Below are 19,320 nucleotides of genomic sequence, written 5' to 3' on the forward strand. Positions count from 1 at the left end.
GAGCTCCTCGTACCGGCCGGATTCTCAAGTGACCGGACTGCCGGGCGACTTCGCGGCGGACCGGGTGCGCGTCCAGTCGAACAGCAGGACCGAGCACACGGCCGCCAGCGCGCACCAGGTGGAGACGAACTCCAGCCGCCACAGCGCCCAGCATCCCAGAGCGCCGAGGGCGACGAGCACGCCCAGCAGCGACAGCCGCCGGTCGCCCGACAGGAGCAGGGAGCCCACGGTGGCCGGCAGATAGCCCGCGACCAGGAGCGGCGGGTGCGGGAGGTGGAACGCGTAGCCGATCGTACGGCCGTGGATCTCGGCCGTCACCGGGCCGCGGGCCAGCCCGTACGCGAGGAACACAGCGGTCACGACGCCCACCGCGAGCGGCGGCACCAGCCGGGGGCGGGCGGGCGGCGGGGCGGCGCACCACACCCCGGCCGGCACCCACACCGCCAGCAGCGGCAGGGCGATGACGGCCCAGACGACGGTGGCGGCTCCGCCGCCCCCGCCGCGGTGCCAGACGGCCGCCTCGACGAGCTGATGGGCCCCGAGCAGCAGCGGCAGCGCGGCGAGCGGCAGACACCGGCTCTCGCGGACCCGCGCCACCGAGGCCACCCCGACGGCGGCGATCCCGGCACCCGCCACCAGATCGGCCGTCGCACTCCAGCACATCCGGCCACCCTAGGGCGGTCCTTCGCGGCACGTCTGCCCTGCCACGCCCCCGGTGGCCTCCGAAGGACCGGGTTCAGTCGGTCCCGGGCTGGACGAGCCGGTGGAACAGGCGGGCGCCGGTGCGCTGGGCGGAGTGCCGCAGCCGGGCCGGGAGGGGCCGGGCCGGATTCTGGACGGGCGGGTGTGCGGCCAGGCGGGGGAAGAGGGCCTCGGCGTTGCCGCGGTTGATCGCGGTGAGGGTGGCGGGGTCCACGCCGTCGTCGAGGCCGTTCGCGGAGTACTGGCCCGCGGGTGCGGGCGCGAAGGGCCAGTCGCTGCCGGACAGGACATGGCCGGGACGGGCGAAGGCCGGCAGGGTGGGCAGGGCGGCGGGGCCGGAGGAGAGCGCGGTGTCGAAGTAGAAGCCGCGCAGGTCGTCCAGGATGTCGAGCGGGCTGCGTCCGGTGTCGGCGGCGAGGGCGACGGCCATGCGGTGGGAGGCGTACGGGACGAAACCGCCGGCGTGGCCGAGGACGAACCGTATGTTCGGTAGCGGCGCGGGACACCGTTGCGGACGAGGAGAGGGGCGGCGCGGGTGGTGTCGAGGAGGAAGCCGGCGGCGAACGGGGGGATGCCGTCGACGGCGGGGGCGGCAGTTCGGCGGGGTGGACGAAGACGACGGCGCCGTGTGCGTCCAGGACCCGCCACAGGGCGTCCTGGCTCTCGGTGCCGAGGTAGCCGCCCCGGTTGTCGGCGAGCAGGGTGACCCCGTCCGCGCCCAGGTCGGTCAGGGCGCGCGCGGCCTCCCGGGCCGAGGCGTGGACGTCGGGCATCGGCAGGGTGGCGAACCAGCCGAGACGGCCCGGGTGTTCGGCGGTGACCGCGGCCGAGTGGTCGTTGAGGCGGCGGGCTGGGCCGGCCGCCTCGGCGGGGCAGGTGAGGCTCGGCGGCCGCCCGACCACCCCCTGTCTACACTTCCTCCATGGGAGAGACGGTGCGTTGGCTGACGCCGGAGGAGCAGCACGCCTGGCGGGGCTTTCTTCGGCTGCACGACAGGCTCCGGGGCCGGCTGTCGCGCTCGCTTCAGTCGGAGTCCCATATCTCGGCGGCGGACTTCGGCGTGCTGGTCGAGCTGACGGACGCGCCGGACGGGCGGCAGCGGTTCCTGGACCTCGCCCGTGCCCTGGAGTGGGAGAAGAGCCGGATGTCGCACCACGTCTCCCGGATGGTCAAGCGGGGGCTGGTGGTGCGGGACGAATGTCCCGAGGACGGGCGGGGCGCGTTCGTGGTGATCACCGACGAGGGGCGCGCGATGATCGAGGCCGCCGCCCCGCGTCACGTCGAGGCGGTGCGTGCGCTGTTCCTCGACCATGTCACGCCGGCCGAGCTGCGGACCCTGGCCCGGATCTCCGAGCGTGTGGTGGGGAAGCTCGACGAGGACACGGACTGAGTGCTGATCCCCGCGGTTGTCGCTCTTCCGCCGTGACATCATGGTTGATGTAACAACTAGCGCATACGGGAGGTGCTCTCGGTGAGCAACGTGGAAACGGAACCCGCGGAACTGCGATGCGGGGCGTTCGTCGACGAGGGCAGGCCGGACGGTGCGCCCCGGGTCGATGTGCTGTCCGCCCGCGACGTGCCCCTCGGCGGTCCGCGGGCGATGCGGGTGCGGCGGACCCTGCCTCAGCGCTCCCGCACGCTGATCGGCGCCTGGTGCTTCGCCGATCACTACGGCCCGCACGAGGTCACCACCTCCGGCGGCATGGACGTCGGCCCCCATCCGCACACCGGCCTGCAGACCGTGAGCTGGCTGTTCAGCGGGGAGATCGAGCACCGTGACACCCTCGGCACCCACGCCCTGATCCGGCCCGGTGAGATGAACCTGATGACCGGCGGACACGGCATCGCCCACTCCGAGGTCTCGACCCGGAACACCACGGTGCTCCACGGTGTGCAGCTCTGGGTGGCGCTGCCCGAGGAGCACCGCCACGCGGACCGGGACTTCCAGCACCATGTGCCCGAGCCCGCGCGGGTCGACGGGGCCGAGATCAGGGTCTTCCTGGGCTCGCTCGCCGGTGGCGTCTCCCCGGTGCGGACCTTCACGCCTCTCCTCGGTGCCGAGCTCACCCTCGCACCGCGTGCCACCGTCACCCTCGCCGTGGATCCCGCCTTCGAGCACGGCCTCCTCGTGGACAGCGGGGACGTCCGTCTGCTCGACACCGTGCTGCGCCCGGCCGAACTCGGCTACGTTCCCTGCGGCGCCGACAGCCTGACCGTGGTCAACGAGTCGGACGCCCCGGCGCGCACGGTCCTGCTCGGCGGCCCTCCCTTCGAGGAGGAGATCGTCATGTGGTGGAACTTCATCGGACGCACCCACGAGGACATCGTCAAGGCCCGCGAGGACTGGGAGGCCTCCTCCGACCGCTTCGGCGTCATCGAGGACTTCCCGGGCGGCCGTCTGCCCGCCCCCGCCCTGCCGAACGCGGTCATCAGGCCGCGCGGGAACCCGCCGCGTCGCTGACCGCCGTACGGGATCCGGCACGCGGACCGAGCCCGGCCCGGCTCCCGCCGACGCCCGCAGGGCTGCCGTCCGGCTGGAACCCGATGGTCCGACAGGGCGCCGTCGGCGACCTGAACGCCGACGGTGCCCGGTCAGGCCCGGGGGGCGGGGACCACGCTGAGGTGGTTCGCGGTGCGCCGGGCGGTGCCGCGGCGGGCCCGGCGCGGTACGGGTGCCGGACGGGGTTCGCGCAGCACCATGGTCAGCCGCGTGTACCCCATGTCCTGGAGGGTTCGTGGGGTCTCGCCGACGATACGGCACTCGGTGGCGCCCCGGCGAGGGTCGGGGTGGTGCAGCGGGCGGACGGCGCCGTCGTGCTCCAGGGCGACCTCGCCGACCGCGCGGATCCAGTGGGGCAGGCCCTGCCGGTAGGCGGCCTCCATGATCGGGTCCTGGGCGATCTCCCGCCGGATCGCCTGCAGCCCCGCGTCGTGCCCGTGCCGCTCCACGGCCGCCGCGAAGCAGGCCAGCATCGGAAGGCACCAGGCGGCCTCGTGGTCGCCGAGGACCGAGGCCGCGTCGGGGTGGAAGAGGACGAACCGGAGGAAGTTGTCGTCGGGCTGGGCCGTCGGATGCGGGCCGACCTCGCGGAAGAGCGCCGCGTAGGCGGTGTTGGCCAGGACGACGTCCCACCGGTGGTCGAGGACGACGGACGGGAAGGGGACTGCCTCCAAGTAGTCGGCGTAGTCCTGCAGATACGCCTGGGCCTCGGGACTCTCGGGGACGGGCCGCGGTGCGGACCGCTGCCCTCCTGCCTGAAACGCCATCGGGAGGTCACCCCTCTTGCCGGTGCCGCCTTCACGCGGCGCCCCGATCCTGCTGCCCGGATGCGCGAGGTGTCAACTATCGTGGCATTCAATGCTTGTTGACGGCTGAAATTGGCCACGGTTGTGGCGGGACCTGATTGGTCCGCAGAGTTGACGTGTCATCCGGCCTGCCTTCACCGTGAAGCTCAGATGGTCGACCACCGTCCTGTCGCCGGGACGGCCGTGGTACCCGGGTACCACGGCCGTCCCGAAGATTCCCCGGCCGCCCTACGGATCGGGGCAGTCCTCGTCGGTGCCCTGGACGCGCCGGCCCTCGGCGGTGGTCACGGTCACCGTCACCGGCTCCGAGTCCCGCAGGATGAGGCGACGGGCCCGGCCCGCCGTGCAGATCAGCTGCCGCCGCGCCAGGGGGGAGAACTCCGTCGACACGCTCTTCGGCAGGACGACCGAGACCCGGCCGCCCTCGGTCGTGACCCGTATCGGCTCATGGGACGTCTCGGACGGGGAGGGCACCGCCGTGGCGGCCGGCTGGACGGTGCTGTCCCGGACCGGCGAGGTGTCGTCGGTCGGGATGAGGGACTCCGGCCCCGACGACCAGTCCACCTGCGTGGTCACCCCCTGCGACCGCTCCACCACGTCCGGGCCCCCGAGCATCTCCTCGATGGCCACCGCGGGGTCCCCGCCCTCCCGGACGGCGCGGCGTACGACGAACAGGCCGCCGTCCTGGACGAAGTAGATCGGGGTCGTCGCGGTGATCCCGCTCGCCGGGCCGCCCGCCTCGACCACGCCGGTCGAGGGGATGCCGCAGGCGCAGAGCGCGAGCGCCGCGCCGACGATCAGCAGCGCCGCACGGTAGGGCGGTCTCGTCACAGGTTCTCCCACGCCGACTCGTCCCGCCGCAGCGGGAGTTCCACCGTGAAGACGGCACCGCCGCCGGGACGGTTGGCCGCGCGGACGGTGCCGCCGTGCATCCGAACGTTCTCCTCGGTGATCGCCAGGCCCAGCCCGCTGCCCTCGGTGCGGGTACGCGCGCTGTCGGACTTGAAGAAGCGGTCGAAGACGTACGGCAGCACGTCCTCGGGGATGCCCGGCCCGCTGTCGGCCACCTCGAGGACCGCGTGCCGCAGTGTGGCGTGCGGCCCGCCCTCGGACAGCGTCAGCCGTACCGGCCGCCCGCCGTGCCGCAGGGCGTTGCCGACCAGGTTGGCCACCACCACGTCCAGCCGGCGCGGATCGACCCGCCCCCGCAGCTCGTCGGGCCCCGGCAGCCGGGCCTCGACCGCGTCCGACCAGCCCCGGGAGGCGATGGTGCGCCGGACCGACTCGGCGAGGTCGATCTCGTCCAGGTGCAGTTCCGCCGCCCCCGCGTCGAAGCGGGAGATCTCCATCAGGTCCTCCACCAGCCGGGCCAGCTTCACGGTCTCCTCGCTGATCAGCCGTACCGCGGTCGCCGTGTCCGGATCGAGGCGGGCGGCCTCCTCGTCCAGCACGTCGGTGACCGCCGACATGGCGGCCAGCGGGGTGCGCAGCTCGTGCGAGACGTCCGAGGCGAAACGGCGGGCCCGCGCCTCCATGCCGCGCAGCTCGGCGACGGACTTCTCCAGCGCCGCCGCGGTCTCGTTGAACGTGTGGGAGAGATCGGCGAGTTCGTCGGAGCCGTTGACGTCCAGCCGGGTGTCGAGCCGGCCCTCGGCGATGCTGCGGGTCGCCCGGCGCAGCGCCCGCACCGGCCGCAGCACCCCGCGCGCCGCGAACAGGGCGAGCAGCACGGCGACGCCGAGCGCCGACGCGGTCGCCCGTTCGATGGCCGTGACCAGCGCGTCGACGGACCGCTGCTCGTCGGTCTGGGGCACGGTCAGGAACACCCGGATCCCGGTGGGCGTCTGCGTGCCCTCGGCCGAGGCGAAGACGACCGACATGCCGACGACCAGGGAGGTGCGTCCTTCGCTGTGCACACGCTGGAACACGGTGGCCATGCTGGAGCCGACGGCCTGGCGCACGGCCGGCGTCACCTCGTCGAAGCGGTAACCGGGCATCGAGGTCGCGCTGAGCCCCTCGTAGGTCACGAGGACCCGCCAGGTGCCCGACGGTTCGGCACGGGCCACCTCGCCCGCATACCGCTGGAGCATGTCCTCGGTCGGCGGGTAGCCGACGCCCGTGGCGAGCCGGCTGACCTGGGCGCGCAGCTGCCGGATCACGGTGTCCTGGCTCTGCTGGAGCATCCCGTTGCGCGCCTCGCGGTAGGTCAGCGCGCCGGTCGTGGTCGTGGCGAGCGCGGCGACCAGCCCGAACGCCACGACCAGCCGTACCCGCAGGCCCCGCAGCACCACCCGGGACGGCCCACGTGCCCCCTTCACCCGTGTGCTCACCCGGTGCCGCGAGGCGGGCACTTCCTTCTCGGGAACGGTCACTTCTTTCTCGGGAACGGGCACTTCCTTCTCGGAAACGGGCACTTCCTTCTCGGGAACGGTCACTTCCTTCTTGGGAGGGGGGAGACGCGGAACGCTCCTCGCCTCGCTCCCGCGGGTCCTCACCCGCTCCGCGCGTCTCACCGCGCCGCGAACCGGTAGCCGAAGCCGCGGACCGTCTGGATGTACAGGGGTTCGCGCGGCGGGTCGCCCATCTTGGCGCGCAGCCGTTTGACGCAGGCGTCCACCAGCCGGGCGTCGCCGTGGTAGCTGTGCTCCCAGACCGCCTCCAGCAGCTGCTGCCGGCTGAACACCTGCCCGGGCGAGGCGGACAGGGTCAGCAGCAGCCGGAGTTCGGACGGGGCGAGCTGGACCGGGGTGCCCCGCACGGTGACGGACAGCCCGGCCCGGTCGACGGTCAGCTCCCCGTACGTCTCGATCTTCGGCAGTCCGCCGTCGCCCGCTGCCGCTCCGCCCGCCCGGCGCAGCACGGCACGGATCCGTGCGTCCAGCACCCTGGCCTGCACCGGTTTGACGACGTAGTCGTCCGCGCCCGCCTCGAGACCGACAACGATGTCCACGTCATCACCCCGCGCGGTCGCCATGATGATCGGCAGGGTCTGGTCGACGGAGCGGACGGCACGGCACACGTCCAGGCCGCTCATGCCGGGCAGCATCAGATCGAGGACGACGACATCGGGCCGGAAGGACCGCAGCCGGTCCATGCCCTCCTCCCCGGTCGGGACGGCGGCGACCTCATGGTTCTGGCGGCGCAGCCCCAGTGCGACCCCTTCCCGGACGGCGGGGTCGTCTTCGATCAGCAGAACACGTGGCATGGGCTCAGTATCGGGACCGCCGGTCCTCGAGCGGGGCACTGTTACCGGATGATCACATAGACCGGATGATCACTCGTTACGAATCCGTTATTGTCTGACCCTGATCCGGTCACATCAACTTCACAGTCGGGCTGAACATGAGCGAGCACAAAGCGAAGTCCTCCACCGCCGGCCGCCGTCGGAGGGGCCCCGCGCACGCCTCCGGGCGGCGGCGCGGCAAGGGCCTGCTGTGGACCGGGCTCGCCGTGACGACGGCCCTCGGGGTCGCCGGCTTCGCCGCCGTGGGCTGGGCGCTGCCGGCCGGCAAGGACTTACTGACGAGGGCGGGTGGCGCCGGGAGCGGCGGGAGCGCCGAGCCCAGCGCCTCGGAGTCGAGTGCCTCCGGGGCGGGCGCGGACGACGGGTCCGGCGCCGTCGGGTCCGGCACCGGTGGGCCGGGCGCCTCCGGGGCGGGGGTCTCCGACTCCGACGGGCCGGCCCCCGGCCGCACCACCCCGCGCCCCGGCGCGTCCTCCTCGGGCTCGTCCGGTTCGGCGTCGCCGAGCGCCTCGCCGAGCCCCTCCACGACCACCGTCCCCCTGCCGAGCACCGGCCCGGGAACCTTCGTCACCGCCTCCGGCGGCAGCGACCCGGTCGGCAAGGGGAAGAAGCCCCTCCGCTACCGGGTCGAGGTCGAGACGGGGCTCCGGCTCTCCACCGCGGACGTGGCGCAGCAGGTGGACACGATCCTGGCCGACCCGCGCGGCTGGACCGCCGACGGTGTCTCCGCCTTCCAGCGGGTCTCCGGCGGGCCCGCCGACTTCGTCGTCAAGGTGGCCACCCCCGGCACCGTCGACAGGATCTGCCTGGAGGGAGGGCTGGACACCCATGGCGACTTCAACTGCAGCCACCACGACAAGGTCATGGTCAACCTCGAACGCTGGGAACTGGCGACCCCCGTCTACGCCGACGACGTCCCGTCCTACCGGGCACTGATCATCAACCACGAGGTCGGCCACTTCCTCGGCCACAACCACGTCGGCTGCCCCGGCGCCGGCCGGCCCGCCCCCGCGATGATGCAGCAGATCAAGGGCATGAACGGCTGTGTCCCCAACGTCTGGCCCTACGACGACCAGGGCAACGTCATCACCGGCCCCGCCGTGCCCTGACGGGCGCCGAGTACGATGACCATGGTCCGGACGTCAGAAGGACGACGACGGCCGGGACTGCGCCCGACCCCGCCGGGGCGGGCACGTGGGAGGGTCGGTTCAGGTGAGCGCTTCGGGCAGGCGGCGGCCCACGATGGCGGACGTCGCCGCGAAGGCGGGCGTCTCGCGGGCGCTGGTCTCGATCGTGTTCCGCAACCAGCCGGGTGCGAGCGAGGAGACCCGGGAGCGGGTGCTGAAGGTCGCCGACGAGATCGGCTACCGGCCCGACAGCGCCGCCCGGCTGCTGGCGCGCGGCCGCAGCCGCACCCTCGGTGTGATGTTCACCGTGCAGCAGACCTTCCACACCAACCTCATCGAGGCCATCTACCCCGAAGCCGAACGCCTCGGCTACGAGGTCCTGCTGTCGGGCTCCACCCGGAGCCGCAGCGAGGAGAAGGCGGTCGAGGCGCTGCTCAGCCATCGCTGCGAGGCGCTGATCCTGCTCGGCTCCTTCGCCGAGCCCGCCTTCCTCGACGACCTGGGGCGCCGTACGGTCGCGGTGTCCGTCAGCCGCCGCGTCCCCCAGGCCCACGTCGACTTCGTCCACTCCGCCGAGGGCAAGGGCGTACGGCAGGCCATGGACCACCTCGTCGAGCTGGGGCACCGCCGGATCGTGCACATCGACGGCGGCCACGGCCCCGGCTCCGCGGAACGCCGGCGCGCCTACCGGGCCGCGATGCGCCGGCACGGACTGGAGTCCGAGGCCCGGGTCCTTCCCGGCGACCACACCGAGGTGTCGGGCATCGAGGCCGGCCGCACCTTCCTCGCCGAGCGCGACGGGGGCAGGCCGCTTCCGACGGCGGTCCTCGCCGGCAACGACCGCTGCGCCATGGGCCTGTTGATGTCCCTGACCCGGGCCGGCGTCGAGGTGCCCCGCGATCTGTCCGTGGTCGGCTACGACGACAGCCACCTCTCCCACCTGATGCCCATCGGGCTGACCACCGTCCGCCAGGACGCGGTGCTGATGGCGGAACACGCCGTGCGCTACGCGGTGGAACGGCTGGAGAACCCCGAACTCCAGCCCAGGGAGGCGGTGGTGGAACCGAAGCTGGTGGTGCGGGGGACCAGCGGACCCGCGCCGGAGGGCGATCCGGCCTGACGCGAGCCGCCGACCGCCCCGCTCAGCGGGTGCCGTTCGCCGCGAACAGGGTGCCCGCCAGGACGGTCGCGGTCGGAGCGGCGGGCCGACGACGTCTGTTGACAAGCCGGTGGGAGTTCGGCGAGCCGGTGACAGAAGGCGGCTAGGAGCGGGGGTCCGGGTCGCCACCTCGGTCGCGTACGGTCTCCGCGGCTCGCCGCAGTGCGGTGAGCACCGTGCGTACGGCTCGACGGGCCGAGCGCTCGGGGCGGTGGAGCACGTCGATGTGGCGGTGGGCGTGGATGCCGCTGAGGGGGCGCAGCACCACGGACGGGTGGGGGCGGGAGGTCCAGCGCGGCATCAGGGCGACGCCGGCGCCGGCGGCCACCACCTCCGCGACCACCGCGATCTCGTTGATGCGATGGACGATCCGTACCCTGCGTCCGGCGGCGGCGGAGACGGCCTCGACGGTCGCCATGAGCGGAAAGCCGTCGTGCACGGTGATCCAGGGCAGGCCGGCGACGTCCTGAGGGGTCAGCTCGGCCCGGTCGGCCAGCGGATGGTCGGCGGGCAGGGCGATGTCGAGGGGTTCCCGCAGCAGGGCGGTGGCCGTCGCGGTCCTCGGCCACGGCGGCGCGTGGTCGAGCCGGTGAGCGACGACCAGGTCGTAGTGGCGGGTCAGCGGCGGAAACTCGTCCTGCGCCACGTCCTCGTCGTGCAGGGAGACCTGCGGCGATCCCGGGGTGCCCGTCTCGCGCAGCAGGAGCGGGAAGAACGCGGCGGCACCGCTGTGGAAGGCCGCCACCGACACCACGCCGTCGGGCCGTTCGACGAACGCGTCCACGGCGTGACGGGCCCGGGCCAGCGCCGTCTCCACCCCGATCGCCGCGTCGGCGAGCGCCTGCCCGGCGGCCGTGAGGACCAGCCGCCGCCCGTCGCGCTCGGTGAGCGGCACCGGGATCGACCGCTGCAGCAGCCGCAGTTGCTGCGAGATCGCCGAAGGCGTCACCCGCATCGCCTCGGCGACCGCGGTGACACTGCCCAGCTCGCCCAGCTCCCGCAACACCCGGAGCTGCCTCTCGTCCATCCCGCCAGTGTAGCTTCGCTAAAGGGTTGTTTCACAAAGTCGGCGTTTACTTCACAGTGCGGGTCCGCGAAGGTGAAGCCATGCCAGCAACCCGCCGAACGGATGTGGTGCTCCTGGCCGTCGCCGTCGTCTGGGGTTCCAGCTATCTGTCGGCGAAGACGGCCACGGCCACCACCCCGGTGCTCCTCGTCCTCTTCCTGCGCTACGCCCTGTCCGCCCTCGCCTGCGTCGCCGTGGTCACCGCGCGGCGCGCGAGCACCGGTCCCCCGACCCGGGACGAGGTGCTCCGCGGCTCCCTGCTCGGTGTCACCCAGGCGGCCGTCCTGGTCCTGGAGACCTACGGCGTCGCCCACACCAGTGCCGCGAACGCGGGCCTGATCATCAGCCTCACCCTGGTCCTCACCCCGCTGCTGGACCGCGTGGGACGCCCCGGCGGCCTGCCGCGGACCTTCTTCCTGGCCGCCGGGGTGTGTGTCGCGGGCGTGGGCCTGCTCGTCTCCGGGACGGGCCTGCGCGCCCCCGGCGCCGGTGATCTGCTGATGCTCGCGGCGGCGGTCGTCCGTGCGGGCCATGTGGTGCTCGTCGGACGGCTCACCACGGGCCGGGCGATACGACCCCTGCAGCTCACGACCGTGCAGCTCGTCGTCGGCACCGCCCTGTTCCTGCCCGGCACGGCCGCCGGACTGCCGGAGCTCGCCCGCGTCGACGCGGCCACCTGGGCCCAACTCGTCTATCTGGCCCTGTTCTGCGGACTGTTCGCCTTCCTGGCCCAGACCTGGGCGGTCCAGCGCACCTCACCGACCCGCGCCAGCCTGCTGCTCGGCACCGAACCGGTCTGGGCCCTGCTGGTCGGCATCGGTTTCGGCGACGAGCACCTCACCGCGCTCTCCGCGCTCGGGGCCGCGCTGATCGTCACCGGGACGTACTGGGGGCAGGCCGTCGAACGCCGGACGCGGGCGACCGGCTATCCCAGCGCGCGCAGCGCGGACACGCGCTCGGCAAGGAAGCCCTGGGACCAGGCGACGCGATCCTCGTCGTATCCGCGCGGCGAGCACTCCACGACCAGCAGCAGCCCCAGATAGAGGCCGTAGAGCGCCAGCCGGTGGCGGAGGGCGGGGGTGAAGTCGAGCCGGCCGCCGGCCTGGCGGTACCCGGTGACGAGATCGCTGTCCGGACCGATGTCCCCGCCGAACTCCAGGGAGGTCAGTTCGGCGGCCGGGTCGCCCCAGAAGGCCCGCTCGTGGTCGATGAGACCGGTGATCCGCACGTCCGGTGCGTCGCTCCCGTCCTCGTCGCAGGCGCCGGTCTCGTCGCGGGCGCCGGTCCCGTCGGACACGCCGACGAAGATGTTCCCCGGCCACAGGTCGAAGTGGACCAGGCACGGCCGGGTGACCTCGTCCAGCGCGTCGGCGCCCGCCGCCACCAGGGCCCGTATCTGCGCCGGCGGCACGCCGAGAGGGGACCGCCAGTGCGCGGCGTCCTCCAGCAGCGCCTCCACCATGGCGGTGAACGCCGTCCGCCAGTCGGGGGCGGACAGACCGGACTCGGGGGCCGGATAGCCGAACCGTCCGTCCTCGGAGACCAGGGTGTGCAGCCGGGCGGTGATCCCGCCCAGCTCGCGCCGCAGAGCCCTCTCGGCCGCGACGGGCAGCCGGTCCGCCGCCTTGTCCCACGGAGTGCCGTCCAGCACGGACACCGCGAGGAAGTCGTCCCCCGCGTACAGCAGTTCCGGGGTCGGCACCCCGCCGTCGGCCAGGGGCGCGAGCCGCCGGTACACCAGCGCCTCGGTCGCCATGATGCCCCGCTCGTACCGCAGGACGGGCGCGTCGGCCGGCGGCGCCAGCTTCACCACCGCCGCACGGCCGTCGTCGAACCGCACCCGGTAGGCGGTGTTGAACCAGCCGTCGGTCAACTCCGCCTCCAGCCGGCACCCCACACCCGTCGCCCCGCGCATCAGGATGTCCAACTCCTCGGCGGACAGGCGGCGTTTGGTCAGGCTCTGCATGCGGCGGCTCGCTTCCGGTCGTCGGCACGGGATGCGGGGAGCGTTCACATTCTGCGGCGGCCGACGATCTCGGTCCAGGGACCGGAGGCCGTCAACCGGCGGCGCCGAACCACCGGGCCAGCGGGCCGGAAAGCTCCTCCTGGTCCTCGCCGACCCACGCCACATGACCGTCCGGCCGCAGCAGCACCGCGGGCACGTCCAACTCCTCGCAGACGTCGACCACATGGTCGACCCGGTCCTCCCGGCCCGCCACCGACAGCCGGCCCGTCCCGTCGAGCAGCAGCCCGCGCCCGCCGTGCATCAGCCCGTACAGGCGCCCGCGCTCCTTCAGCCGTACGTCCCGCAGCCGCCGGCCGACCAGTTCGTGACCGCCCTCGCCGGCGCCGATGTCGTAGCGGATCCCGACCGCGGTGATCATCCCGGTCACGTACCGGTTCACCTCCTCGAAGTCCATCAGCTTCGAGAACAGCTCCCGCAGCGCGGTCGGACCCGGTTCCGCCCCCAGCAGGGTCATCGCCGCCCGGGTGTGGTCCAGCACCCGGGCCCCCACCGGATGCCGTTCGGTGTGGTAGCTGTCCAGCAGCCCCTCCGGCGCCCAGCCGGCGACCTCGGCGGCCAGCTTCCAGCCCAGGTTGAACGCGTCCTGGACGCCCAGGTTGAGCCCCTGCCCACCGGTCGGCGGATGGATGTGCGCCGCGTCGCCGGCCAGCAGCACCCGCCCCACCCGATAGCGCTCGGCCTGCCGGGTGGCGTCGCCGAACCGGGACAGCCAGCGCGGCGAGTGCGCCCCGAAGTCCGTGCCCGCGAACGCCCGCAGCTGCGTCCTGAACTCCTCCAGGGTCGGCGGGGTCGTCCGGTCCTCGGCCACTCCGTCGGCGGGTACGACGACCCGGTACGCCCCCTCCCCGCTGGGGGCCACGCCGAAGCGCAGCTGGGTCTTGCGGACCTCCGCCATCACGGCGTCGATCCTCGCGGGATCCTCGGTCAGCTCCATCTCGCCCAGCAGGGTCTCGACCGTGGCGGGCTCGCCCGGGAAGCCGACGCCGAGCTGTCCCCGCACCAGACTGCGGCCGCCGTCGCACCCGACGAGATAGCGCGAGCGCAGCCGGGTGCCGTCCGCCAGCTCGACGGTCACCCCCTCCTCGTCCTGGCTCACCCCGACCACGTCGCAGCCCCGCCGGATCTCGGTACCGACCTCCAGGGCCCGCTCGTTCAGCAGCCGCTCGGTGACGGGCTGCGGTGTGGCGAGACCGTACGGGTGGGCCGTGTCCAGCCCGTCCGGCCACGGCTTGACGATGCCGCCGAACAGACCCCCGACCGAGAACTCCTTGCTGACCGCGGCGAACCGCTCCAGCAGCCCGCGCTGGTCCATGATCTCGACACTCCGCGCGTGCAGGCCCTGCCCGCGGGACTGCGGGGTCGGCTCGGTCAGCCGCTCCAGCACGACCACGCCCACGTCGTGCAGCCGCAACTCGGCGGCCAGCATCAGACCGGTCGGTCCGCCGCCCACCACGATCACGTCGATCATCGAAACGCCCCCGGTTTCCGCAGGTTCCTGGCTCAGGCCGGAAATTCTGCAGCACACCGGGGGCCTTGCCGCAATACCCCCCGTGTGCTATAGGTTGAGAGTGGCAAGGAGTGGACTGCTCCTTGCCTTTGTCGTTGACGGGGGAGGCCGCCCGGCTCCGGCGGCGCGGGCGAGCGGGCTGTCGACGGCCGTCCGCGCACACCGCCGCGGAGCGCGCGTGACGCGGGTCAGCCCTGCGGCCGCTCCGGCCCCCCGAACGCCCGCAGGATCCGCTCGGCCGCCAGCGTGGCCGTCAACTCGCCCTCGCGCACCTGCTGTTCGAGGGCCGGCGCCAGGGCTCGTACCGTCGGATCGGCGTGCAGCCGGCCGAGGAGTTCGTCGCGGACCATGCTCCAGGTCCAGCCGACCTGCTGGTCCCGTCGCTTGGCGGTCAGCCGGCCGGTCGAGTCCAGCAGCGCGCGATGCTGTTCGAGGCGCTCCCAGACGGTGTCCAGGCCGGTCGACTCCCGGGCGCTGCAACTGAGCACGGGCGGTGTCCAGGCCGGATCGGGTCCGTGCATCAGCCGCAGGGCGCCGGAGAGTTCGCGCGCCGCGGCCTTCGCGTCGCGTTCGTGCGGACCGTCCGCCTTGTTGACGGCGATGACGTCCGCCAGCTCCAGGACGCCCTTCTTGATGCCCTGGAGCTGGTCGCCGGTACGGGCGAGGGTGAGCAGCAGGAAGGAGTCGACCATGTCCGCCACGGCGGTCTCGGACTGCCCGACGCCGACCGTCTCGACGAGGATCACGTCGTAGCCGGCCGCCTCCATCACCACCATCGACTCCCGGGTCGCCTTGGCGACCCCGCCGAGGGTGCCCGCGCTGGGGGAGGGCCGTACGAAGGCCGCCGGGTCGACCGCCAGGCGTTCCATCCGGGTCTTGTCGCCCAGGATCGAGCCGCCCGTACGGGTCGAGGACGGGTCGACGGCCAGCACCGCCACCCGGTGGCCGAGCGAGGTCAGCAGCGTGCCGAAGGCGTCGATGAACGTGGACTTGCCGACCCCCGGGACCCCGCTGATCCCGATGCGCCGCGCCCGGCCGCTGTGCGGCAGCAGCGCGGTCAGCAACTCCTGCGCCAGCGACCGGTGTTGGGGCCGGGTGGACTCGACGAGGGTGATGGCGCGGGCGATCAGCGCGCGCTTCCCGTCGAGTACACCCTTCACATACGTGTCGACATCGATCACAGCTCGTGCCCGAGGTCGGCACCCAGCCGTGTCACCAGGTCGTGCGCCGCGTCCGGGATGACCGTGCCCGGCGGGAAGACGGCCGCCGCGCCCATCTCCAGGAGCGTCGGCACGTCCTGCGGCGGGATGACCCCGCCCACCACGATCACGATGTCCTCGCGCCCCTCCTCGGCGAGCGCCTCGCGCAGCGCCGGCACGAGGGTGAGGTGTCCGGCGGCCAGGGAGGACACCCCGACGATGTGCACATCCGCCTCGACCGCCTGCCGGGCCACCTCGGCCGGGGTCTGGAACAGCGGGCCGACGTCCACGTCGAAGCCGAGGTCGGCGAACGCGGTCGCGATCACCTTCTGGCCGCGGTCGTGGCCGTCCTGGCCCATCTTGGCGACCAGGATGCGCGGACGGCGGCCCTCGGCCTCCGCGAACGCGTCCACCAGGGCGCGGGTGCGTTCCACGGACGGGGACTCGCCTGCTTCGGTTCGGTACACGCCGGAGATGGTACGGATCTGGCTCGCGTGCCGCCCGTACACCTTCTCCAGGGCGTCGGAGATCTCCCCGACGGTCGCCTTGGCGCGGGCCGCTTCCACGGCCAGCTCCAGCAGGTTGCCCTCACCGCCGGCGGCCCGGGTCAGCGCGTCGAGCGCGTCCTGGCAGGCCCGCTCGTCCCGCTCCGCGCGCAGCCGCCGCAGCTTCTCGATCTGCTGGGCGCGTACGGAGGAGTTGTCGACCTTGAGGACCTCGATCGCCTCGTCGTTCTCGACGCGGTACTTGTTGACACCGATGACGGGCTGGCGGCCGGAGTCGATCCGTGCCTGGGTGCGGGCCGCGGCCTCCTCGATGCGCAGCTTGGGGATGCCGGCGTCGATCGCCTTGGCCATGCCGCCCGCCGCCTCCACCTCCTGGATGTGCTGCCAGGCCCGGCGCGCGAGGTCGTACGTCAGCTTCTCCACGTACGCGCTGCCGCCCCACGGGTCGATCACCCGGGTGGTGCCGGACTCCTGCTGGATCAGCAGCTGGGTGTTGCGGGCGATGCGCGCCGAGAAGTCGGTGGGCAGCGCCAGCGCCTCGTCGAGGGCGTTGGTGTGCAGCGACTGGGTGTGGCCCTGGGTCGCCGCCATCGCCTCCACACACGTGCGCGTGACGTTGTTGAAGACGTCCTGCGCGGTCAGCGACCAGCCCGAGGTCTGCGAATGGGTGCGCAGCGACAGCGACTTGGTGTTCTTCGGGTCGAACTGCTTCACCAGCTTCGCCCACAGCAGGCGCGCCGCCCGCAGCTTGGCGACCTCCATGAAGAAGTTCATGCCGATCGCCCAGAAGAACGACAGCCGGGGCGCGAACGCGTCCACGTCCAGGCCCGCCTCCCGGCCCGCCCGGATGTACTCCACCCCGTCCGCGAGCGTGTACGCCAGCTCCAGGTCGGCCGTGGCACCGGCCTCCTGGATGTGGTAGCCGGAGATGGAGATGGAGTTGTAGCGGGGCATCCGCTGCGAGGTGTACGCGAAGATGTCGGAGATGATCCGCATCGACGGCTTCGGCGGATAGATGTAGGTGTTGCGGACCATGAACTCCTTGAGGATGTCGTTCTGGATGGTCCCGGCCAGCTTCTCGGGCGGTACGCCCTGCTCCTCCGCCGCCACGATGTACAGCGCCAGGACCGGCAGCACGGCGCCGTTCATGGTCATCGACACGGTCATCCGGTCGAGGGGGATCCCGTCGAACAGCTGCCGCATGTCGTAGATCGAGTCGATCGCCACGCCCGCCATGCCGACGTCACCGGTGACGCGCGGGTGGTCACTGTCGTAGCCGCGGTGCGTGGGCAGGTCGAAGGCGACCGACAGGCCCTTCTGGCCGGCGGCCAGGTTGCGGCGGTAGAAGGCGTTGGACTCCTCGGCCGTGGAGAAACCGGCGTACTGACGGATCGTCCAGGGCTGGTTGACGTACATCGTCGGGTACGGGCCGCGCAGATACGGGGCGATGCCCGGGTGGGTGCCCAGGAAGTCCAGGCCCTCCACATCCTGCCCGGTGTACAGCGGCTTGACGGCGATGCCCTCCGGGGTCTCCCAGAGCAGGTCGTCCCCGCCGGCCGCCTTCTTCAGAGCCGTACGCCACTCGTCGGCGCCGCCGTCGGCGACCGGGGTCCCCAGCTCGATCCCGGAGAAGTCGGGGACGGAGGGGCCGGAAGGGGCGGTCATCAGGACACTCCCATGCGGTCGAGGGTGGCGGACAGGACGGCGACCGCGTCGCAGCCCGCGAAGACGAAGTCGTCGACATCCGGGTACGGCCCGGGACGCCCGGCGAGGAACACCCGCGTGGCGCCGGCCGCCTTCAGGCGCGCGGCCTGCGGCCCGGCCTGTTCCTCGTACAGCGCGTCACTGGAGCACAGACAGGCCTCCGTGGCCCCGCTCTCCTCGAACGTGCCCTCGGTGACCGGCTCGATGCCGCCCGCCTGGAAGAGGTTCGCGGCGAAGGTCAGCCGCGCGGTGTGCGCGGCGGCCGGACCGAGCGCCGCCAGGAAGACCCGCGGCCGGGCGCCCGTCGCGGCCAGATGGGCGTCCGAGCGCGCCCGCAGCTCCTCGAACGCCTCGTCGCGGCGCACCCGCGGCAGACCGCCCGAGAGGGGCGCGGGAGCGGCCTCCCGCACGACCGGCTTCTCGGCGAGGAACGGGAACTCGCTGACCCCGGTGATGGGTTCGCGTCGCTTGGCGATCCGCTTGGAGCGCTCCGCCCAGGTCGTCGCCAGGTCGGTACGGATCCGGCCCGAGCGCAGGACCGCCGCCTGGCCGCCGTCGCGCTCGATCGTCCGGAAGAACTCCCAGCCCGCGCGGGCGAGTTCGTCCGTGAGCCGCTCCACGTACCAGGAACCGCCCGCCGGGTCGATCACCCGGGCGAGGTGCGACTCCTCGATGAGGATCGTCGAGGTGTTGCGCGCGATGCGGCGCGCGAACGCGTCCGGCAGCCCGACCGCGTCGTCGAACGGCAGCACGGTCACCGAGTCGGCCCCGCCGGCCCCGGCGGCCAGCGTGGCGACGGTCGCGCGCAGCATGTTCACCCACGGGTCGCGGCGCGACATCATCACCGGCGAGGTCACCGCGTGCTGGACCTGGGCGCCCGCGGCGGGTGCCCCGCACACCTCGGCGACCCGGGCCCACAGGCGGCGCGCGGCCCGCAGCTTGGCGATCGTCAGGAACTGGTCCGCTGTCGCCGCGTACCGGAACTCGACCTGCGCACAAGCCTGTTCGACACTCAGCCCGGCCTCGGTCAGCGCCCGCAGATAGGCGACACCGGTCGCGAGCGAGGCGCCCAGCTCCTGGGCGGCCGAGCCGCCCGCCTCGTGGTACGGCAGGGCGTCCACCGTCAGGGCCCGCAGCGCCGGGTACTCCTCGGAGCACAGCCGCGCCAGCGCGACGGCAGGCGCGAAGTCCGCGGTCCGCCCGGTACGGGCCTCGTGCCCGAGCGGGTCGGCGCCCAGGTTGCCGCGCGCCGCGTCCTTGCCGACGCCCCGCTCCTCGTACAGCCGCAGCAGCTCCCGGGCGGCGGGCTCGACCTCGGCCCCCGCGTCGAGGACGACCGGCGCCAGGTCCAGATAGACCCCGTCGAGGACCGCGCCGAGCGACGACACCGGGATGCCCGCGTCGCCCACGGCCAGCCACAGGGAGGTGACGCCGTTCTCCAGGTCCGCGAGCACCGCACCGTTGTCGGCCGCCGTGTGCCGCTGCCGTACGTCCCACCCCCCGACGGTGTTCCCATCCGGCCGGCCGGATCGTACGAAGGGGGCGAACCCGGGGTAACCCGGCTCGGGCGCGGTGTCGTGCGCGGTGTACAGAGGACGGGTGCGCAGCCCGTCCTCCAGCGCGGTGGACAGGGCTTCCTCGGCCTGAGCGCCCTCGACGTCCTTGCCCGACTTGCGCAGCACGCCCGCGACGAGGCGCTGCCACTGCTCGTGGGTGGAGTCAGGGAACTCGGCGGCCAGCTCAAGCCCGTCGTCAGGCAGGACCGTCATGCTCG

17 protein-coding genes and 1 pseudogene are annotated in these 19,320 nt (G+C 73.1%); 5 read left to right on the top strand and 13 right to left on the bottom strand.

Annotated features, from left to right (window positions below; genetic code table 11):
- Positions 1–24 precede the first annotated feature (24 nt).
- From OG852_RS40955 to OG852_RS40965, 3 genes and pseudogenes are all read right to left on the bottom strand, one after another.
- Positions 25–663: a DUF6629 family protein gene (locus OG852_RS40955; RefSeq protein ID WP_330350514.1), complete on the bottom strand. Its 639-nt coding sequence runs from the start codon at positions 661–663 to the stop codon at positions 25–27.
- 73 nt (positions 664–736) lie between these two features.
- Entirely contained in the window at positions 737–1,186 is a 450-nt protein-coding gene (locus tag OG852_RS40960; RefSeq protein ID WP_330351584.1) for a hypothetical protein, read from the bottom strand.
- Positions 1,187–1,328: 142 nt separating this feature from the next.
- A pseudogene (locus OG852_RS40965) lies at positions 1,329–1,604 on the bottom strand (amidohydrolase family protein); the annotation flags it as partial.
- Positions 1,605–1,624: 20 nt separating this feature from the next.
- Here OG852_RS40965 and OG852_RS40970 point away from each other — a divergent pair.
- Both OG852_RS40970 and OG852_RS40975 read left to right on the top strand, forming a co-directional pair.
- Positions 1,625–2,092, top strand: a complete 468-nt coding sequence (locus OG852_RS40970) for a MarR family winged helix-turn-helix transcriptional regulator (protein ID WP_133915164.1) — start codon at positions 1,625–1,627, stop codon at positions 2,090–2,092.
- Between the two features lie 81 nt (positions 2,093–2,173).
- Positions 2,174–3,163 carry a pirin family protein gene (locus OG852_RS40975; protein WP_330350515.1) on the top strand — a complete coding sequence of 330 codons (990 nt, stop codon included), beginning with the start codon at positions 2,174–2,176 and terminating at the stop codon, positions 3,161–3,163.
- Between the two features lie 131 nt (positions 3,164–3,294).
- Here the strand turns inward: OG852_RS40975 and OG852_RS40980 are convergent, their stop codons facing one another.
- The 4 genes from OG852_RS40980 to OG852_RS40995 form a co-directional block, all read right to left on the bottom strand.
- Positions 3,295–3,969: an MmyB family transcriptional regulator gene (locus OG852_RS40980; RefSeq protein ID WP_330350516.1), complete on the bottom strand. Its 675-nt coding sequence runs from the start codon at positions 3,967–3,969 to the stop codon at positions 3,295–3,297.
- 267 nt (positions 3,970–4,236) lie between these two features.
- The gene (locus OG852_RS40985; protein WP_330350517.1) at positions 4,237–4,839 is read right to left on the bottom strand and encodes a hypothetical protein; all 603 of its coding nucleotides are present in this window, start codon (positions 4,837–4,839) and stop codon (positions 4,237–4,239) included.
- Positions 4,836–6,326 (bottom strand): ATP-binding protein, encoded by a 1,491-nt coding sequence (locus OG852_RS40990; RefSeq protein WP_443064674.1) that lies wholly within the window; start codon positions 6,324–6,326, stop codon positions 4,836–4,838. The genes OG852_RS40985 and OG852_RS40990 overlap by 4 nt, the downstream gene beginning before the upstream one ends.
- A 191-nt stretch (positions 6,327–6,517) precedes the next feature.
- The gene (locus OG852_RS40995; RefSeq protein ID WP_133915160.1) at positions 6,518–7,213 is read right to left on the bottom strand and encodes a response regulator; all 696 of its coding nucleotides are present in this window, start codon (positions 7,211–7,213) and stop codon (positions 6,518–6,520) included.
- 137 nt (positions 7,214–7,350) lie between these two features.
- On the opposite strand from OG852_RS40995, the gene OG852_RS41000 reads away from it, so the two are divergent.
- Both OG852_RS41000 and OG852_RS41005 read left to right on the top strand, forming a co-directional pair.
- On the top strand, positions 7,351–8,361 hold the full coding sequence (locus OG852_RS41000; protein ID WP_330350518.1) for a DUF3152 domain-containing protein: 1,011 nt from the start codon (positions 7,351–7,353) through the stop codon (positions 8,359–8,361).
- A 133-nt stretch (positions 8,362–8,494) separates the two neighbouring features.
- Positions 8,495–9,499 carry a LacI family DNA-binding transcriptional regulator gene (locus OG852_RS41005; RefSeq protein ID WP_133915158.1) on the top strand — a complete coding sequence of 335 codons (1,005 nt, stop codon included), beginning with the start codon at positions 8,495–8,497 and terminating at the stop codon, positions 9,497–9,499.
- 142 nt (positions 9,500–9,641) lie between these two features.
- Here OG852_RS41005 and OG852_RS41010 read toward each other — a convergent pair whose 3' ends face one another.
- Complete coding sequence (locus OG852_RS41010; protein WP_330350519.1) at positions 9,642–10,565, bottom strand: LysR family transcriptional regulator; 924 nt, start codon at positions 10,563–10,565, stop codon at positions 9,642–9,644.
- A gap of 80 nt (positions 10,566–10,645) precedes the next feature.
- Here OG852_RS41010 and OG852_RS41015 point away from each other — a divergent pair, with 80 nt between their 5' ends.
- Positions 10,646–11,647, top strand: coding sequence for a DMT family transporter (locus OG852_RS41015; protein WP_330350520.1), 1,002 nt, complete (start codon positions 10,646–10,648; stop codon positions 11,645–11,647).
- On the opposite strand, the gene OG852_RS41020 is transcribed toward OG852_RS41015, so the two are convergent.
- The 5 genes from OG852_RS41020 to OG852_RS41040 all read right to left on the bottom strand — a co-directional run bounded on the left by OG852_RS41020 (position 11,530) and on the right by OG852_RS41040 (position 19,315).
- Positions 11,530–12,570 (bottom strand): phosphotransferase family protein, encoded by a 1,041-nt coding sequence (locus tag OG852_RS41020; protein ID WP_330350521.1) that lies wholly within the window; start codon positions 12,568–12,570, stop codon positions 11,530–11,532. The two genes, OG852_RS41015 and OG852_RS41020, sit on opposite strands and share 118 nt — an antisense overlap.
- A 91-nt stretch (positions 12,571–12,661) precedes the next feature.
- On the bottom strand, positions 12,662–14,098 hold the full coding sequence (gene rox, locus OG852_RS41025) for a rifampin monooxygenase (protein ID WP_330350522.1): 1,437 nt from the start codon (positions 14,096–14,098) through the stop codon (positions 12,662–12,664).
- Positions 14,099–14,325: 227 nt separating this feature from the next.
- On the bottom strand, positions 14,326–15,318 hold the full coding sequence (meaB, locus tag OG852_RS41030; RefSeq protein WP_330350523.1) for a methylmalonyl Co-A mutase-associated GTPase MeaB: 993 nt from the start codon (positions 15,316–15,318) through the stop codon (positions 14,326–14,328).
- The gene (scpA, locus tag OG852_RS41035) at positions 15,315–17,507 is read right to left on the bottom strand and encodes a methylmalonyl-CoA mutase (protein ID WP_133915152.1); all 2,193 of its coding nucleotides are present in this window, start codon (positions 17,505–17,507) and stop codon (positions 15,315–15,317) included. The genes meaB and scpA overlap by 4 nt, the downstream gene beginning before the upstream one ends.
- The gene (locus OG852_RS41040) at positions 17,507–19,315 is read right to left on the bottom strand and encodes a methylmalonyl-CoA mutase family protein (protein ID WP_133915151.1); all 1,809 of its coding nucleotides are present in this window, start codon (positions 19,313–19,315) and stop codon (positions 17,507–17,509) included. Before OG852_RS41040 ends, scpA begins: the two co-directional genes overlap by 1 nt.
- Positions 19,316–19,320 lie beyond the last annotated feature (5 nt).

This window comes from Streptomyces sp. NBC_00582, assembly GCF_036345155.1.
Classification (GTDB): Bacteria; Actinomycetota; Actinomycetes; order Streptomycetales; family Streptomycetaceae; genus Streptomyces.

Coding starts and splice junctions, on each gene's coding strand:
- OG852_RS41000 (WP_330350518.1), top strand. CDS start 7,351: ATGAGCGAGCACAAAGCGAAGTCCTCCACCGCCGGCCGCCGTCGGAGG.
- OG852_RS40995 (WP_133915160.1), bottom strand. CDS start 7,213: ATGCCACGTGTTCTGCTGATCGAAGACGACCCCGCCGTCCGGGAAGGG.
- OG852_RS41020 (WP_330350521.1), bottom strand. CDS start 12,570: ATGCAGAGCCTGACCAAACGCCGCCTGTCCGCCGAGGAGTTGGACATC.
- OG852_RS41010 (WP_330350519.1), bottom strand. CDS start 10,565: ATGGACGAGAGGCAGCTCCGGGTGTTGCGGGAGCTGGGCGAGCTGGGC.
- OG852_RS40980 (WP_330350516.1), bottom strand. CDS start 3,969: ATGGCGTTTCAGGCAGGAGGGCAGCGGTCCGCACCGCGGCCCGTCCCC.
- scpA (WP_133915152.1), bottom strand. CDS start 17,507: ATGACCGCCCCTTCCGGCCCCTCCGTCCCCGACTTCTCCGGGATCGAG.
- OG852_RS40955 (WP_330350514.1), bottom strand. CDS start 663: ATGTGCTGGAGTGCGACGGCCGATCTGGTGGCGGGTGCCGGGATCGCC.
- OG852_RS41015 (WP_330350520.1), top strand. CDS start 10,646: ATGCCAGCAACCCGCCGAACGGATGTGGTGCTCCTGGCCGTCGCCGTC.
- rox (WP_330350522.1), bottom strand. CDS start 14,098: ATGATCGACGTGATCGTGGTGGGCGGCGGACCGACCGGTCTGATGCTG.
- OG852_RS40970 (WP_133915164.1), top strand. CDS start 1,625: ATGGGAGAGACGGTGCGTTGGCTGACGCCGGAGGAGCAGCACGCCTGG.
- OG852_RS41040 (WP_133915151.1), bottom strand. CDS start 19,315: ATGACGGTCCTGCCTGACGACGGGCTTGAGCTGGCCGCCGAGTTCCCT.
- OG852_RS41005 (WP_133915158.1), top strand. CDS start 8,495: ATGGCGGACGTCGCCGCGAAGGCGGGCGTCTCGCGGGCGCTGGTCTCG.